The organism is Rhodovulum sp. DZ06, assembly GCF_050586345.1.
Taxonomy (GTDB): domain Bacteria; phylum Pseudomonadota; class Alphaproteobacteria; order Rhodobacterales; family Rhodobacteraceae; genus JBOCEF01.
The window spans coordinates 181,322-195,962 of sequence record NZ_JBOCEF010000001.1 but is presented as its reverse complement, the minus strand read 5'-3'; the positions used below and the strand labels follow the sequence as shown (position 1 = coordinate 195,962).

Here is a 14,641-nt window from a genome sequence, read left to right as displayed (position 1 = left end):
AGACGACGGAGAGGTTTTTCTGAAAAACGTCGCGGAAGGCGCCCCGGCGGGCGGCTCAGATCAACCCGAGGCGCTCCACCCGTTCCGGGTCCGGGAAGGTGCGGTAGAGGCCGCAATACTTGTGGGCGATCATCTCGTGCACCATGCGGTGCAGCTTGCCGACATGCTCGTCCTTCGTGCTGCCCACCAGCCGGAAGGCGCGGTCGAACTGGGCGAAATCCTGGAACTCCACCACCAGCAGGAAATCCGTGAACCGGTCCGAGGCGAGGTTCAGCTTCCGGCGCATCAGCCGCCAGGACAGGATCGTCCCCTCCTCGTGCAGGTGGGTCATCCAGGCCTCCATGGCCTGGGCGAAGGCGAGGGCCTTCCCCTCCTCCTTCAGGTCGATCAGGCAGTGGTAGATGTTCATGCGTCTCTCCCGTGCGGCGCCGCGGGAAGCGCCGCAGGGAAGGCTGCCGAAAAATGGCTGACAGGCGGTTAACCGCGCCCCGGGGCGGGGCCGCGCGGCGGGGTCAGGAGGAGATCGGCGCCCCGGTCCGCTTCGCCCAGTCCACGAGGCGCGCGCGCAGGTTCACCTCGCCCGCCTCGATGCCAGCCTCGATCTCGGCGCGCAGCTCGTCGAAGCGGATCTCGCGCACCAGGCGCTTGATCGGGCCGATCGAGGCGGGGCGCATCGACAGCGTGCGCAGCCCCATGGCGCAGAGCGCGGCGGCCTCCAGCGGCCGCCCCGCATCCTCGCCGCAATAGGACAGGCGCGTGCCCACCGCCGCGCAGCGCTCCACGATCAGGCTGATGAAGCTCAGGTACGAGGCGTTGAGCGTGTCGTAGCGCCGCCGCACCCGCTCGTTCTCGCGGTCCGCGGCGAAGAAGAACTGCTTCAGGTCGTTCCCGCCGATGGAGATGAAATCGGCCGACTCGAAGAAGTTGTCCGGCGCGAAGGCGAGGCTCGGCGTCTCCAGCATCGCGCCGATGTTCAGCCAGGCCGGGGCCCGGCGGCCCGCGGCGCGGTGGCGCTCGATCTCGCCGCGCACGATGGCCTTCGCCTCCTCGAACTCCGAGGCCTGGGCGATCATCGGGAACATCAGGTTGAAGCCGCGCCCATCCGCCCCGCGCAGCAGCGACTGCACCTGCATCTTCAGAAGGTTGGGCCGATCCAGGCTCACCCGCACCGCGCGCCAGCCGAGGGCCGGGTTCGGCTCCTCGTCGCGCTTCATGTAAGGCAGCACCTTGTCCGAGCCGATGTCGAGCGTGCGGAACGTCACCGGCTTGTCCCCGGCCGAGTTCAGCACCCGCGCGTAAAGGTCCGCCTGCTGCTTGCGCTTGGGGACCTTGGCGCGGATCAGGAACTGCAGCTCGGTCCGGTAGAGGCCCACCCCGTCGGCGCCCGAGGGCGCCAGCGACGGCAGGTCGGTCAGCAGCCCCGCGTTCATCAGCAAATCGACCCGCTGCTGGTCGAGCGAGATCGCGGGCAACTCGCGCAGCCCCTCGTAGACCTCCTGCGCCTGGGCGCGCATGGAGATCTTCTCCTTGAACGCGCTCAGCACGTGGTCGTCCGGGCGCAGGTGCACCGCCCCCGCGTCGCCGTCGACCAGGATCCGGTCGCCCGAGCGCGCCTCGGTGGTGATGCGCGCGGCCTGGATCACCATCGGCAGCGCCAGCGCCCGCGCCACGATGGCGGCGTGGGAGCCGATGGAGCCTTCCTCGAGCACCACGCCGGCCAGGTTCTTGCCATAGTCCAGCAGCTCCCCCGGGCCGATGTTGCGGGCCACCAGGACCGCGCCCTCGGGGACCTCGCGCGCCGGGTCGTCCCCGGCCAGCTTGCGCAGCAGGCGGTTGGACAGGTCGTCCAGGTCGTGCATCCGCTCGCGCAGGTAGGGGTCGGGGATCCGCTCCATCCGCGCGCGGATCGAGGTCTGCTCGCGCTCCACCGCCACCTCGGCGGCGAGGCCGGATTCGATGGACGACATCATCCGCCGCCGCCAGCCCTTGTCATGGGCGAAGAGGCGCCAGGCCTCGAGCACGGCGCGGTGCTCCCCGGCATGGCCCAAGAGGTCGTTGGAGAGCATGTCGTCGACTTCGCCGCGCAGCGCGTCCATCGCCGCCTCGAGGCGCGCGGCCTCGACCGCCGGATCCTCGGCCACCGGGTTCTGCACGTTGACGCGCGGCTGGTGGAGATAGGCGACGCCCATGGCGGCCCCCTCCTGCCCCGTCACGCCCGCGGCGTAGAACGGGCGCTTGTGCGCCCCCGCCACGTCCACGTCGCCCTCGCCGAGGAAGGCGCCGAGCTCGGTCATCTCGGCCAGAACCATGGCGATGACTTCGAGCGCGTGGACCTCGTCCTCGGTATAGACGCGGCTGTCGCGGTTCTGGATCACGAGGACGCCGAGCACGGCGCCGAGGCGCTGGATCGGCACGCCGGCGAAGGCGTGGTAGATCTCCTCGCCGGTCTCGGGCAGGTAGCGGAAGCCGCGCTCGTTCTGCGCGTCGGCGGTGACGACGGGCTCCTCGCGCTCGGCGATGCGGCCGACAAGGCCCTGGCCCACCTGCAGGCGGGCCATGTGCACCGCCTCGGCCTTCAGGCCCTCGGTGGCGCACAGCTCGAGCGTGCGTTCGCCCCGGCGCAGGTAGATCGAGCACACCTCGACCCCCAGCGAGTCGGAGATGAGCTGCACGATGCGGTCAAGCCGGGTCTGGCCGTCGCCAGGCTCCGCCATCACGCCGGACAGCCGCTTCAGCAGCCGCCGCGACCCGCCCTCGGGCGGAGTGGTCTCTCCATCCGCCATGTCGTCGTTTCCGTATCCTTCCCGGGGTGCGTCCCGGGTCCGTCCGGCCCCCCGGCCGCGGTTCTCCGGGCAAGGGATAGCATGGGCGACGGGTCCGCTGCGCGGAAAATCTCGGCCCCCGCCTTCACGGCCGCGCAAGGCGGCCCGGCGGCGGGGGCGACCGCCCGGGGGCGGGGCCCCCGGGGCGCGCTCAGGCTTTCTCGAGCTCGAACGCGTCGTGGAGGGCCTGCACGGCCAGCTCCATGTACTTGCGCTCGACCAGCACCGAGACCTTGATCTCGGAGGTGGTGATGACCTTGATGTTGATGTTCTCGGCGGCCAGCGCCTTGAACATCTTCTGCGCGACGCCGGCGTGGGAGCGCATGCCGATGCCGACGACCGACACCTTGGCCACGTCGTCCTCGGTGACCATGTCGCGCCAGGCGATCTCGCCGCGCCCGGCGGCGCCGTCCAGCGCCTTCTTGGCCAGGGCGACCTGGTCCTCGGGGCAGGAGAAGGTCATGTCGGTGCGACCTTCTTCGGAGATGTTCTGGACGATCATGTCCACGTTGATCCCCGCCTCGGCCAGCGGGCCGAAGATGGCGGCGGCGACGCCGGGGCGGTCCTCCACCTCCATCAGGGTGATCTTCGCCTCGTCGCGCTGGTAGGCGACGCCGCTGACAACTTTCGATTCCATGATGTCCTCCTCGTCGCAGACCAGCGTGCCGGGCTCGTCGTTGAAGCTCGACCGCACCATCAGCGGCACCTTGTAGCGCAGCGCCAGCTCCACCGAGCGGGTCTGCAGGACTTTCGCGCCGAGGCTGGCGAGCTCCAGCATCTCTTCATACGAGATGCGGTCGAGCTTGCGGGCGCGTTTCTCGATCCGCGGATCGGTGGTGTAGACCCCGTCCACGTCGGTGTAGATGTCGCAGCGCGCGGCCCCGAGGGCGGCCGCGAAGGCCACCGCGGTGGTGTCCGAGCCGCCGCGCCCGAGGGTGGTGATGCGCCCGTCCGGACCGATGCCCTGGAAGCCGGCGATCACGGCGTGCAGCCCCTCTTCGAATTTCTGGTCCAGAAGCTCGGTCTCGATCGTCTCGATCCGCGCGGCGCCGTGGGCGGCGGTGGTGCGCAGCGGCACCTGCCAGCCCTGCCAGGACCGGGCCGGGACGCCCATTTCCTGCAGCACCAGCGCCATGAGGCCGGAGGTCACCTGCTCGCCCGACGCCACCACGGCGTCGTATTCGCGCGCGTCGTAGAAGCCGGGAGAGTTGGCGCCGGGCGGGTTGGACGCGTCCTTGACCCAGCCGACCAGCTCGTTGGTCTTGCCGGACATGGCCGAGACGATCACGGCCACTTCGTAGCCCGCGTCGACCTCGCGTTTCACCTTGGCGGCCGCGTTCCGGATCTTGTCCAGGTCGGCGACCGAGGTGCCGCCGAATTTCATCACCAGTCTGGGCATGGCGCGACGCCTTCTTCCGGGCGGGGCCGACGCCGCGTCACCGCGCGCGCGGGGCCCCGATTCAAACCGCCCCGCTCTTAGACGAGGGGGCGGAAACGCGCAAGGCGTCCGAAATGCGGCGCAAGCGGCTTGCGCCCCGCCCCCTGCCCCGGCCCCTGCGCATCGCCTGCTCCGCCCCCTGCGCGTCCGGGGCGCGTGGCCGGGCGGGCGGCTTGCTGCTACACCCCGCCCCGATCCCGGCCCGGCGCCGGGCGGAGACGCGGCCAGGGAGACACGGCATGGCGATGGAAGATGATGTGCGCGCCCGCGCGAACGGCGCGTGCGAGCTGTGCGGGGCGCCCGAGACGCAGGCGGCGCCCCTCTCGGTGATCGACGTGGCCGGCGCCCCTGCGGGGGCCGAGGGCGCCCTGGCGGCCTGCGGGACCTGCGCGGCGCAGCTGGCGGGCGAGGCCCCGTTCGAGGCCGATCACTGGAAGCCGGTCACCGACGCGATGTGGACCCCGGTCCCCGCGGTGCAGGGCACGGCCTGGCGGGTGCTCGACCGGCTGAAGGCCGAGGCCTGGGCGGCCGAGGCGCTCGACATGCTCTACCTCGATGACGAGACGCTGGCCTGGGCCGAGGCGGGGCGCATCGCGGCCCCCGAGGCGGGGGTGGAGCATCGCGACGCCAACGGCGCGCTGCTGTCGAACGGGGATACGGTCACCCTGATCAAGGACCTGCCCGTGAAGGGCGGCGGCTTCACCGCCAAGCGCGGCACGGCGGTGCGCGGGATCTCGCTGGTGCCCGACGACCCCACCCATTTCTCGGGGCGGGTGAACGGGCAGCAGATCTATATCGTCTGCGCTTACGTCAAGAAATCGGGCTGACGGCTCCTTCGCCGCTGGCGCGGCGATGCGAGGGGGAGGAGGGGGCCAGCCCCCTCCTCCCCCTCGCGCTCCCCCACCTCCCCTTGGTCGGGGGGCGCAGAATGGAAAACGCCCCGCGGTTTGCCTGCCGCGGGGCGTTTTGGATTCGGGGGGTGCGGGGGGGCGTCCCCCCGCTGAAGGGCGCGCCGCTCAGTGGCCCAGGATCTGGGACAGGAACAGCTTGGTGCGGTCCGACTGCGGGTTGTTGAAGAAGGCCTCCGGCTCGTTCTGCTCCACCACCTGGCCTGCATCCATGAAGATCACCCGGTTCGCGACCTGCCGGGCGAAGCCCATCTCGTGCGTCACGCACAGCATGGTCATCCCCTCCTCGGCCAGCTCGATCATGGTGTCGAGCACCTCCTTGATCATCTCCGGATCAAGCGCCGAGGTCGGCTCGTCGAACAGCATGATCCGCGGCTTCATGCACAGCGAACGGGCGATCGCCACGCGCTGCTGCTGGCCGCCCGACAGCTGGCCCGGGTACTTGTGGGCCTGGTCGGGGATCTTGACCTTCTCGAGATACTCCATCGCCGTCGCCTCGGCCTGGCGCTTGGGGATCTTGCGCACGTGGATCGGGGCGAGGGTGCAGTTCTCGAGGATGGTCAGGTGCGGGAACAGGTTGAAGTGCTGGAAGCACATCCCCACCTCGCGCCGGATCGTGTCGATGTTCTTCAGATCCGAGGTCAGCTCGGTCCCGTCCACCACGATGCTGCCCGCCTGGTGCTCCTCCAGCCGGTTGATGCAGCGGATCAGCGTGGACTTGCCGGACCCCGAGGGCCCGCAGATCACGATCCGCTCGCCCCGGTTCACCGTCAGGTTGATGTCCCGCAGCACGTGGAATTCCCCGTACCACTTGTTCATCCCGGTGATCTGGATCGCCACCTCGTCGGAGACGGCCATACGGGCGCGGTCGATGGTGCGTTCTTCCGCCATGGTCATGATCAATTCTCCTCAGCGATGGTCGGTGGCGAGCTTGCGCTCGAGATATTGCGAGTAGCGGGACATGGCGAAACAGACCACGAAGAAGAACGCGCCGACGAAGACGTAGAACTCCCACACGATGCCGTTCCAGTTGCTGTCGCCGCGGATGGCGGAGATGAGGCCGATCGGGTCCAGAAGGCCGATGACCACCACCAGCGTGGTGTCCTTGAAGAGGCCGATGAACGTGGACACGATGTTGGGGATCGAGATCTTCAGCGCCTGGGGCATGATGATCAGCCGGATCGACTTCCAGTAGTCGAGGCCCAGCGAATCCGCCGCCTCCTGCTGGCCCGAGGGCAGCGCCGCGAGGCCGCCGCGGATCACCTCGGCCATGTAGGCCGACGCGAACATGGTCACCATGATCACGACGCGCAGGATCAGGTCGAGCGAGGAGCCCGGCGGGAAGAAATAGGCCAGGACCGAGTTCGCCACGAACAGCAGCGTGATCAGCGGCACGCCGCGGATGAACTCGATGAACACCACGCAGAGCGTCTGGATGAAGAACAGCCCCGAGCGGCGGCCCAGCGCCAGCAGCACGCCGATGGGCAGCGACAGCACGATGCCCGCGACGCCGATGATCAGCGCCAGAAGGAAGCCGCCCAGCTGGCGGGATTCCACTTCCTCGAGACCCGGGCCGACGAAGTCGACGCCCGGCGAAGAGGCGAAGAGGCCGGGGATGAACAGCAGCCACGCGACCGCCGCCACCGCGCCGATCGGCAGCGCGAAGGCCGTGGGGATGAAGCGCCCGCCATAGATCACCGCGGCGAACAGGATGGTGATGCCCGCCGCGAAGGCCAGAACCGACAGGATCGGCCCGCCCCAGATCAGGAAGAAGGCGATCAGCGGGTAGACCCCGGCGAAGATCAGCCCCTGCGCGCGGAACGGCGCATTGTCCGTCAGCGCGAAGTAGAGGGCCACGAGCAGCAGCGCGAACGCCAGGCTCGGCCGCCAGCGCAGTTCTTCAGGGTAGAACCCGAACAGGAACTGGTCGAACCGCTCCACGATCACCGCCCAGCAGGCGCCGTGCGGGTTCACCTCCCGGCACTCGGCCAGGGACGAGGCGTTGACCACCGCGTCGAACACCGCCCACTGCAGGAGCGCGAGCACCCCCCAGGTGATGAAGATCGACGCGACGATGGTGATGACGCTGTTGACGGGCCCGAGGAACAGGTTCTCCCGCGCCCAGCGGATCGGGCCGGTTTCCCCGGCGGGGGGCGGCGAGGGCGGGATCGAGCCCTCGGCCACCCAGGCGACGTTGTTGTCCGTCATGGCTCAGGCCCTCCGCACGCGGTGGAAGAAGGTCAGGTTCGGGCGCGCCCCGAACAGGGTGTAGAGCACGATGGCCACCCGGGCGACGAGGCCGCCGACCAGCAGCGTCACGCCCGCCGGGGCCATGTCGCCCAGCAGCGCCGCCGCCGCGCCGTCGAGGTCGAAGCCGACCGCGAAGGCGAAGAGGAAGGCCACCAGGTCGAGCCCCGCGAGGTCCACGAACCGCGCGTTCTTGAAGAGGCAGGTGATCAGCGCGCCGAAGCTGGTCAGGGTCAGCAGCAGCCCCCCGACCTGCATCGAGGTCGGCCAGTCATAATAGGGCGGCCGCGCCTCGGAGGCGTGCATGATGAAGATGTAGTTGAGCATCGCCACCAGCGCGAAGCCGTAGAACAGCCAGATCAGGTTCATCTCCAGCCGGATGCCGTAGCCCGGCTGCATCTTGGCGTCGCCCTTCTTGAGGTTGTCCCACTTGCCCACCGCGCCGTCGACGAAGCTGCGCAGCGAGATCCCGAGGCCGGTGGCCGAGGTCCGCTCCACCAGCTGGGCGTTCTGGTTGTAGAGGTTCATGATCGCCGAGATCGACAGCGACACCGCCAGGTAGAAGGCCATCAGCAGGAACAGGCACTCGAACTCGCGCCCCGTCTGGTTGAGCGAGATGCCCCCCAGCGTGCCGGTGACGTCCATGTAGCCCACCAGCAGCGCCAGCGAGGAGTTCTTGGTGAGGTTGAGGTACTGCGAGATCATCGGCGGGATGATGATGCGCAGCGCCTGCGGCAGGATCACCAGCGACATGGTCTTGCCCTGGCGCAGGCCCAGCGCGCCCGCGGCCTCGGACTGGCCCTTGCTGACCGCCTGGATGCCGGCGCGCACGTTCTCGGCGATGAAGGCGCCGGTGTAGATCGCCAGCGCCAGCGTCAGCGCCACGTAGCTGTCGCGCGCGAAGATGCCGCCGCGGAAATTGAAGCCCTTCAGCTCGGGGTATTCCAGCCCGATGGGCATGCCCGCGATGAAGAACATGATGAACGGAAAGCCCAGGATCAGGCCGGCCTTGACCGGGAAGATCGGCAGCTCCTGCCCCGTCTCCTGCTGGCGTTTCACCGCCCAGCGGCCATAGACGATGGCGGCGATCACGCCCGCGACCAGCGCCCAGACCACGAGGTAGGAGCCCTCGTTCCAGACCGGCGCCGGGGCGTAGAAGCCGCGGCCGGTGAAGGCGAAGGCGTCGAGGAACATCGACGCCTCGGCGTCGGCGCCGCGGAAGTCGCGCGGCTGCGGCAGCGTCTCGTTGATCACGGCCGAGATCAGCAGGATCTGGATCAGCACCGGGATGTTGCGGATCGTCTCGATGTAGACGGTCATCAGCTTGGCGACGAGCCAGTTCTTCGAGAGCCGCCCGACGCCCGCCAGCACGCCGATCACCGTGGCCAGGAAGCAGCCGGTGACGGCGACGAGCAGCGTGTTGAGCATCCCGAGCACCGCCGCGCGCGCGTGGCTTTCGCGGCTGTCATACTCGATGAGCTGCTGGTTGATGTCATAGCTCGCCGGCTGGGTCATGAAGTTGAAGCCGAACTCCTTGCCCAATGCCGCGAGATTGTCGATCACGTTGCCGACGACGTAGTAGCCAGCGGCGAACACGATGCACAGCGCGATGAACTGGATCGTGATGGATCGGTAGCGCGTGTCGGTCCAGAGCATCCCGAGATGGAATGACTGGGCCGGCGGATTGGTGACGTTGGTCGTCATCCGCGAATACCCCTCAGCCTGTCGTTGGATGCGTCCGCGCGGTCCTTCCCCGAGGAGACGCGCCGCCGGTTGGCCCGGCGTGCGCAGCGCGGCGCGTTATGCCTGTTTTCCGCCCGTGGAAGGCGAGAGGGCGGGCGCTTGCGCGCCCGCCCCCGGGTCGTCGGTTCAGATCAACGGAACGGCGGAGCGTAGAGGATGCCGCCCTGGGTCCAGAGCGCGTTCAGGCCGCGCGCCAGGCCGATCGGGGTCTCTTCGCCGATATACTTGTCGAACAGCTCGCCGTAGTTGCCGCCGGCCTTGATCACCTTCACGGCCCAGTCGGCCTCGAGGCCCATCATCGCGCCGTACTCGCCCTCGGCGCCCAGCAGGCGGTTGATCTCAGGGTTGTTGGTGCCCTTGGCCATCTCGTCGACGTTCTCGGACGTCACGCCCAGCTCCTCGGCGATGATCAGCGCGTTGAGCGACCAGCGGACGATGTCGCCCCACTCGTTGTCGCCATGGCGCACGAGCGGCCCGAGCGGCTCCTTGGAGATGATCTCCGGCAGGATCATGTGATCGGCCGGGGTCTCGAAGGTCGAGCGCGAGGCGGCGAGCGCCGAGGCGTCGGTGGTGAACACGTCGCAGGCGTTGGCCTGGTACTTCTGCAGCGCCTCGGCGTTGGTCTCGACCGGAACCGGGTCGTAGGTCATGCCGTTGATGCGGAAGAAGTCGGCCAGGTTCAGCTCGGTGGTGGTGCCGGTCTGGATGCAGACGGTGGCGCCGTCGAGCTCTTTCGCCGAGGTCACGCCCATGTCCTTGCGGATCATGAAGCCCTGGCCGTCATAGTAGTTGACGCCCGCGAATTCGAACTTCAGGTCGACGTCGCGGCTGTAGGTCCAGGTGGTCACGCGCGACAGCATGTCGATGTCGCCCGAGGCCAGCGTGGTGAAGCGGGTCTTGCCGGTGGTCGGGGTGAATTTCACCGCCATCGGATCGCCGAGCACGGCCGCCGCGACCGCGCGGCAGACCGCGACGTCGAAGCCTTCCCACTCGCCGTCATCGTTGGTGTATTCGAAGCCGGGCACGCCGGTGGACACGCCGCAGCCGACGAAGCCCTTGGCCTTCACGTCGTCCAGGGTCCCGGCGGCGGCGCCGCCCGCGGTCAGCGCAAGGGCGGCGGCCGCGCCCATGAGAGCTTTGAGTTTCATACTTTCGTCACACCTCTGCCTGGTGGCGCCCGGAGCGCTGGGACGCGTCCGGGGCGTTTGTGGGCGGGCCCGTCCCGACCCGCGTTTTTTCTGGGGTTCGCCATGGAACCCATCAAGGAGAATGAACAAGCCCATCAAGGGAGGTCAAGGGCGGTCCCGGTTGCGCCGCAAAATCGCCCCAAAGCCCTTGCGGGACGCAGCGTAAATCAAACGTTTCGCCGGAATTGAGGGCTGAAACGCCGGTTTTGACCCCCGTTCGGCCCATGCCGAAACCGGCCGCGCCGGGCCCGGCGCGCCCTCACGTTCCGTTCACGAATGCGACAGAGCGTCCCGTTCGCGCGCAGGTGGTGAGAATCAATGCCGCTGAAACGGAGTTCAGACCGCCCGGCGGAATCCGTGCAGGTCGGCGGGGCGCTGTTCGGGCGCCGCCTCGACGCCGGTGACCTCGGCCAGGGGCGGACCTTCCTTGCAGTGTTCGAGCAGCGCGAAGACCCGCTCCTCCGGGCCGGCCAGCAGCATTTCCACCGCACCGTCCCGCATGTTGCGCACCCAGCCCTCGAGGCCGAGGAACTCGGCGTTGTCGACCACGAAGGCGCGGAAGCCCACGCCCTGCACGCGGCCGAGCACCTGGGCCCGCAGACAGATCTCGGTCATCGCATCTCTCCCCTGCCGTCCTGTCCCCAGCTTCGCCCGGGGCGGGCGGGCGATCAAGCGGCTCAGCCCGCCAGCGGAACCCGGGCCAGCAGGCGGAAGGGCGCGCCGCCGCCGGGATCGCCGAACAGGCACAGCTCGCGCACCTCGAGCGGGGCGACGCGCAGCGCCCCGGTCCGCGCCTCGGCCGCCGCCGCCAGGGCCGCGAGGTGGTCATGCGGCAGCGCGCCCGAGAGGGTGAGGTGGAAATCGAACAGGCCCATGACCCAGGGATAGCCCCAGCGGGCCAGGTTCGCCTCGGCCTCGGGCGGCAGCGGCGCGGCGCGGCGGCGGATCAGCTCGGCCTCGGAGTGCGGGGCGCGGAAGGCGTCCAGCGCCGCCACCGCGTCGGCGGCGAGCCGCGCCATCGCGGCGTCGGGCGACGACAGGCGCAGCGACAGGAAGCCGTGCCTGGTCGAGAGCGCCAGCGGCGGCGCGCGGAACGCGCTTTCCTTCGCGCCGAAGGCCGTCAGCGCCTCCAGCAGCCCGGCGGCCGTGCGCCCGGGCGCAAGCGCCATGGGCGGCTTGATCGTGGCGTGGAACCCGTAGCGCCGCGGCGCCTCGGTGGCGGCGGCGAGGTCGAGCGGCAGGTCCGGCAGGTCCGGCTGCGGCACGGGGGCGCCCGCCTCCGCGTCCCACCCGAGCCAGGCGGCGCCGAACCGGGCGAGCTCCGAGCCCGCCTCCGGCGCCCAGTAGACCGCGTAGCGCTGGTATCCGTCGAGCATGGCCGTGTCCTCTCGTGCCGCGGGCATGGTGCGATGCGGCGCAAGGATCGGCCGGGCGCCCGGGCGCGCGCAACGGATGCGGCGCCGCAGGCCCGTGAAACCGTTGCACCCCGGAACGGGCCGGGGCGCGGAGGGGTCAGAAATCCATCACGATGCAGGTGGTGGAGCCGGTGGCGTAGAGCTTGCCGTCGGTCTCGCCCACGATCTGCCCGGTGGCGAGGCCGGTGCGCCGGCCCGAATGGGTCACGTCGCCGATCGCCAGCACGGGGCCGGAGCGTTCGAACAGCGGCCGGATGATGCTGACCTTGTATTCCAGCGTCGTGTAGGCCTTGCCCTTCGGCAGCGTGGTCTGGATCGCGCAGGCCATGCAGCTGTCGAGGATCGTGCCGAACCAGCCGCCATGCACGGTGCCGATGGGGTTGTAGACCTTGAAGCTGGGCGTACCGCGGAACACCACGCGCCCGTCCGAGACCTCGTGGATGTCGAAGCCGAGGGTCTGGGCGATGGGGGCGCCGGGGAAGTCCCCGCGCCGGATCGCCTCCATGAACTCCAGCCCCGACATCTGCGACATCTGCTCGGGCGTCGGCAGGTCCTCGGGTCCGTTCGCGTATTTCATGGCTGTTCCTCCCCTTTATCCGCGGACCAGCGCCAGGAAGCGCTCGGCCTGCAGGAAATCCTTGCGCTTGCGGGCGGCGAGGGCCTCGGCCTCTTCGTCGACGCCCCATTGCTCGGCCTGGAAATCCTCGTCGATGCGGCTCAGGCCCCAGGCGGTCTCGGCCTCGACGGCGCCGTCGAGGATCGCGAGGCCGATGACCAGCGAGCCGGAGAGCACCACGAATTCATGCAGCGCCGTCAGCTCGAACGGATCCAGCGCGGCGACGGCGGCGGTGAGCGCGGCGACCGAGGCCCCGGGCTGCGCGGCATGCATGATCCCCGCCGCGCGCACCAGCGGCGCGCCGTGGCGCGTCTCGGCCCAGGATAGCAGCGGGTCCCAGCCGGCGGCCTGGCGGCCCGCAAGCTCCTCCGGCCACTCGGCGCGATAGCACAGAAGGTCGGTCTCGCCATACGCCGCCACGATCTCCTGCACCGCCGCGCGCTCGGGGATCACCCGGTCGAGCGCGACGTTGACGGCGCGGGTGACGGGCATGGAGAGGGGGTTCACGTTCTCCTCCTGCGCCTCCCACTCCGCCGCCGCGGCCTCGGCCATGGCGCGGGTGGGGGCGAGGAAGGTCCGCCCGACGGGGGTCTTCACCCGGCGGCCGTCCAGTTCGACCGCGAAGCCGGGGATGCCGAGGTCCCCGATCTTCTCGTCCGTCTCGGCCACGGCGGCGGATTTCCAGAACCGTTTCGAGAGTTTCATGCCTGTACGCTCCAGATCGCGTCGAGCGCGTCGTCGAGCGCCCGGAAGTCCTCGATGATCACGTCCGCCCCGGCCTCCAGCAGCGCCGCGACCGGGTGATAGCCCCAGGCGACGCCGATGGCGGCCATGCCGGCGGACTTGGCCATCTGCATGTCGAAACTGGTGTCGCCGATCATCGCCGCGTGCCGCGCCTCGACCCCGGTGTCGGACATGCAGGCATGCAGCATCGACGGGTGCGGCTTCGACGGGTGCCCGTCGGCGCAATGGGCGGTGTGGAACAGCTTGCCCCAGCCGAAGCTGGCGAAGGTGTGGTCCAGCCCGCGCTTCGCCTTGCCGGTGGCGACGCCGAGCAGGAGTTCCGGGCGGGCCGAGAGGCGGGCCAGCGCATCCTCGGCGCCGGGATAGAGCGGGGCCTTCGCCTCGCCCCCCGTCTCGGCGCGGATGGCGACGAAGGCGGTCTTGTAGGCGGCGGTCAGCGCGTCGATGCGCGCGGCGTCCGATCCGGGGGCCAGCACCGCCATCGCCTCGGGCAGCGACAGCCCGACGATGGACAGGATGTCGGCCTCGGAGGGCGGGGTCAGGCCCGTCATCTCGAACCCGCGGGCCATGGCGGCCTTGATGAACTGCTGGCTGTCGATCAGCGTGCCGTCCATGTCGAACACGGCGAGGCGCAGCGGCGCGTCCCCGGCGGCGTCGGCTTGGGTCATGTTGCGTTCCCGTGTTGTCGGCTCTCGCCCCGCCATGTGGCGCCTTGCGCGCCCGGCGTCGAGGGGGCGCCGCGTCGCCGCGCGCCCCTGGCCCCCTGCCCCGCGGCTCAGAGCTTCGAGGAAATCACCCCGGTGTTGAACCCGCCCCAGCGCAGTTCCCCGAACAGGCGCTGGTACTCGATCTTCGGACAGCGGTTCATCACCACCTTCAGCCCCGCCGCCTCGGCCTTGGCCGCCGCCGCGTCGTTCTGCACCCCGATCTGCATCCAGACCGTCTGCAGCCCGCGCCCCGAGAGATGCTCCAGCGCCTCGTCCACGATGGGTTCGACCTGGTCCGAACGGCGGAAGATGTCGACCATGTGGACCTCGCCGTCCTCGGGCGGAATGTCGGCGAGCGAGGCGCGCACCGTCATCCCCAGCAGCGTCTTGCCCGCGTGGCCGGGGTTCACCGGGATCACCCGGTATCCCTTCAGCTTGAGGTATCGCGCCACGAAGTAGGAGGGCCGCGTCTCGTTCGGCGACACGCCGACCACGGCCACGGATTTCGCGCGGCGCAGGATGCCCTTGAGGGCCTTGTCGGAGTAGTGGAGCTGTTCGGTCATGGGCCGGACCATATCGCCGCCCGCGGGCCCTCGCCAGCGCCATGCGCGGGCGTGCGCCCCCCGCCAGGCGGGAAAGGCCGCGCACGAAAAAAAGGCGCCCGCACGGAGGCGGGCGCTGAAGTTCGGAACGAGGGACAGTGAGTGGAACGACCATCCAAGGCCGCTCTGCTCACTGACCAATATGCGCTCGCCCGCCGCGGAATTCCAGATCTACACGGATTTATTACCGGAAATTTCATCATGAAATCAGC

The 14,641-nt window shown here is 69.6% G+C and carries 14 protein-coding genes; 1 reads left to right on the top strand and 13 read right to left on the bottom strand.

All coding sequences use genetic code 11. From position 1 onward, the window contains the following. Positions 1–55: 55 nt before the first annotated feature. The 3 genes from ACQ5SO_RS00890 to ACQ5SO_RS00880 form a co-directional block, all read right to left on the bottom strand. Positions 56–409, bottom strand: a complete 354-nt coding sequence (locus ACQ5SO_RS00890; protein ID WP_430939670.1) for a DUF6614 family protein — start codon at positions 407–409, stop codon at positions 56–58. A gap of 103 nt (positions 410–512) precedes the next feature. Continuing rightward, positions 513–2,783, bottom strand: coding sequence for a phosphoenolpyruvate--protein phosphotransferase (gene ptsP / locus ACQ5SO_RS00885; RefSeq protein WP_430939669.1), 2,271 nt, complete (start codon positions 2,781–2,783; stop codon positions 513–515). Between the two features lie 190 nt (positions 2,784–2,973). Next, positions 2,974–4,221, bottom strand: coding sequence for an aspartate kinase (locus ACQ5SO_RS00880; protein ID WP_430939668.1), 1,248 nt, complete (start codon positions 4,219–4,221; stop codon positions 2,974–2,976). Between the two features lie 278 nt (positions 4,222–4,499). Here ACQ5SO_RS00880 and ACQ5SO_RS00875 point away from each other — a divergent pair, with 278 nt between their 5' ends. After that, positions 4,500–5,087 carry an alkylphosphonate utilization protein gene (locus ACQ5SO_RS00875; protein WP_430939667.1) on the top strand — a complete coding sequence of 196 codons (588 nt, stop codon included), beginning with the start codon at positions 4,500–4,502 and terminating at the stop codon, positions 5,085–5,087. A gap of 189 nt (positions 5,088–5,276) precedes the next feature. Here the strand turns inward: ACQ5SO_RS00875 and ACQ5SO_RS00870 are convergent, their stop codons facing one another. The 10 genes from ACQ5SO_RS00870 to ACQ5SO_RS00825 all read right to left on the bottom strand — a co-directional run bounded on the left by ACQ5SO_RS00870 (position 5,277) and on the right by ACQ5SO_RS00825 (position 14,390). Next, a complete protein-coding gene (locus tag ACQ5SO_RS00870) occupies positions 5,277–6,065 on the bottom strand; it encodes an amino acid ABC transporter ATP-binding protein (protein WP_430939666.1) in 789 nt (262 codons plus the stop codon). Between the two features lie 12 nt (positions 6,066–6,077). After that, positions 6,078–7,376, bottom strand: coding sequence for an amino acid ABC transporter permease (locus tag ACQ5SO_RS00865; RefSeq protein WP_430939665.1), 1,299 nt, complete (start codon positions 7,374–7,376; stop codon positions 6,078–6,080). 3 nt (positions 7,377–7,379) lie between these two features. Beyond that, positions 7,380–9,119 carry an amino acid ABC transporter permease gene (locus ACQ5SO_RS00860; protein WP_430939664.1) on the bottom strand — a complete coding sequence of 580 codons (1,740 nt, stop codon included), beginning with the start codon at positions 9,117–9,119 and terminating at the stop codon, positions 7,380–7,382. A 170-nt stretch (positions 9,120–9,289) separates the two neighbouring features. Continuing rightward, positions 9,290–10,306: an amino acid ABC transporter substrate-binding protein gene (locus ACQ5SO_RS00855; RefSeq protein ID WP_430939663.1), complete on the bottom strand. Its 1,017-nt coding sequence runs from the start codon at positions 10,304–10,306 to the stop codon at positions 9,290–9,292. 375 nt (positions 10,307–10,681) lie between these two features. After that, on the bottom strand, positions 10,682–10,960 hold the full coding sequence (locus ACQ5SO_RS00850) for an acylphosphatase (protein ID WP_430939662.1): 279 nt from the start codon (positions 10,958–10,960) through the stop codon (positions 10,682–10,684). A 62-nt stretch (positions 10,961–11,022) separates the two neighbouring features. Further along, positions 11,023–11,721 carry a DUF1045 domain-containing protein gene (locus tag ACQ5SO_RS00845; RefSeq protein ID WP_430939661.1) on the bottom strand — a complete coding sequence of 233 codons (699 nt, stop codon included), beginning with the start codon at positions 11,719–11,721 and terminating at the stop codon, positions 11,023–11,025. A gap of 136 nt (positions 11,722–11,857) precedes the next feature. Continuing rightward, positions 11,858–12,337, bottom strand: coding sequence for a PaaI family thioesterase (locus ACQ5SO_RS00840; protein ID WP_430939660.1), 480 nt, complete (start codon positions 12,335–12,337; stop codon positions 11,858–11,860). A gap of 15 nt (positions 12,338–12,352) precedes the next feature. Beyond that, positions 12,353–13,081 (bottom strand): ATP12 family chaperone protein, encoded by a 729-nt coding sequence (locus tag ACQ5SO_RS00835; RefSeq protein WP_430939659.1) that lies wholly within the window; start codon positions 13,079–13,081, stop codon positions 12,353–12,355. After that, positions 13,078–13,788, bottom strand: a complete 711-nt coding sequence (locus ACQ5SO_RS00830; protein WP_430939658.1) for an HAD-IA family hydrolase — start codon at positions 13,786–13,788, stop codon at positions 13,078–13,080. Before ACQ5SO_RS00830 ends, ACQ5SO_RS00835 begins: the two co-directional genes overlap by 4 nt. 107 nt (positions 13,789–13,895) lie before the next feature. Next, entirely contained in the window at positions 13,896–14,390 is a 495-nt protein-coding gene (locus ACQ5SO_RS00825; protein ID WP_430939657.1) for a CoA-binding protein, read from the bottom strand. Between the last annotated feature and the right edge of the window lie 251 nt (positions 14,391–14,641).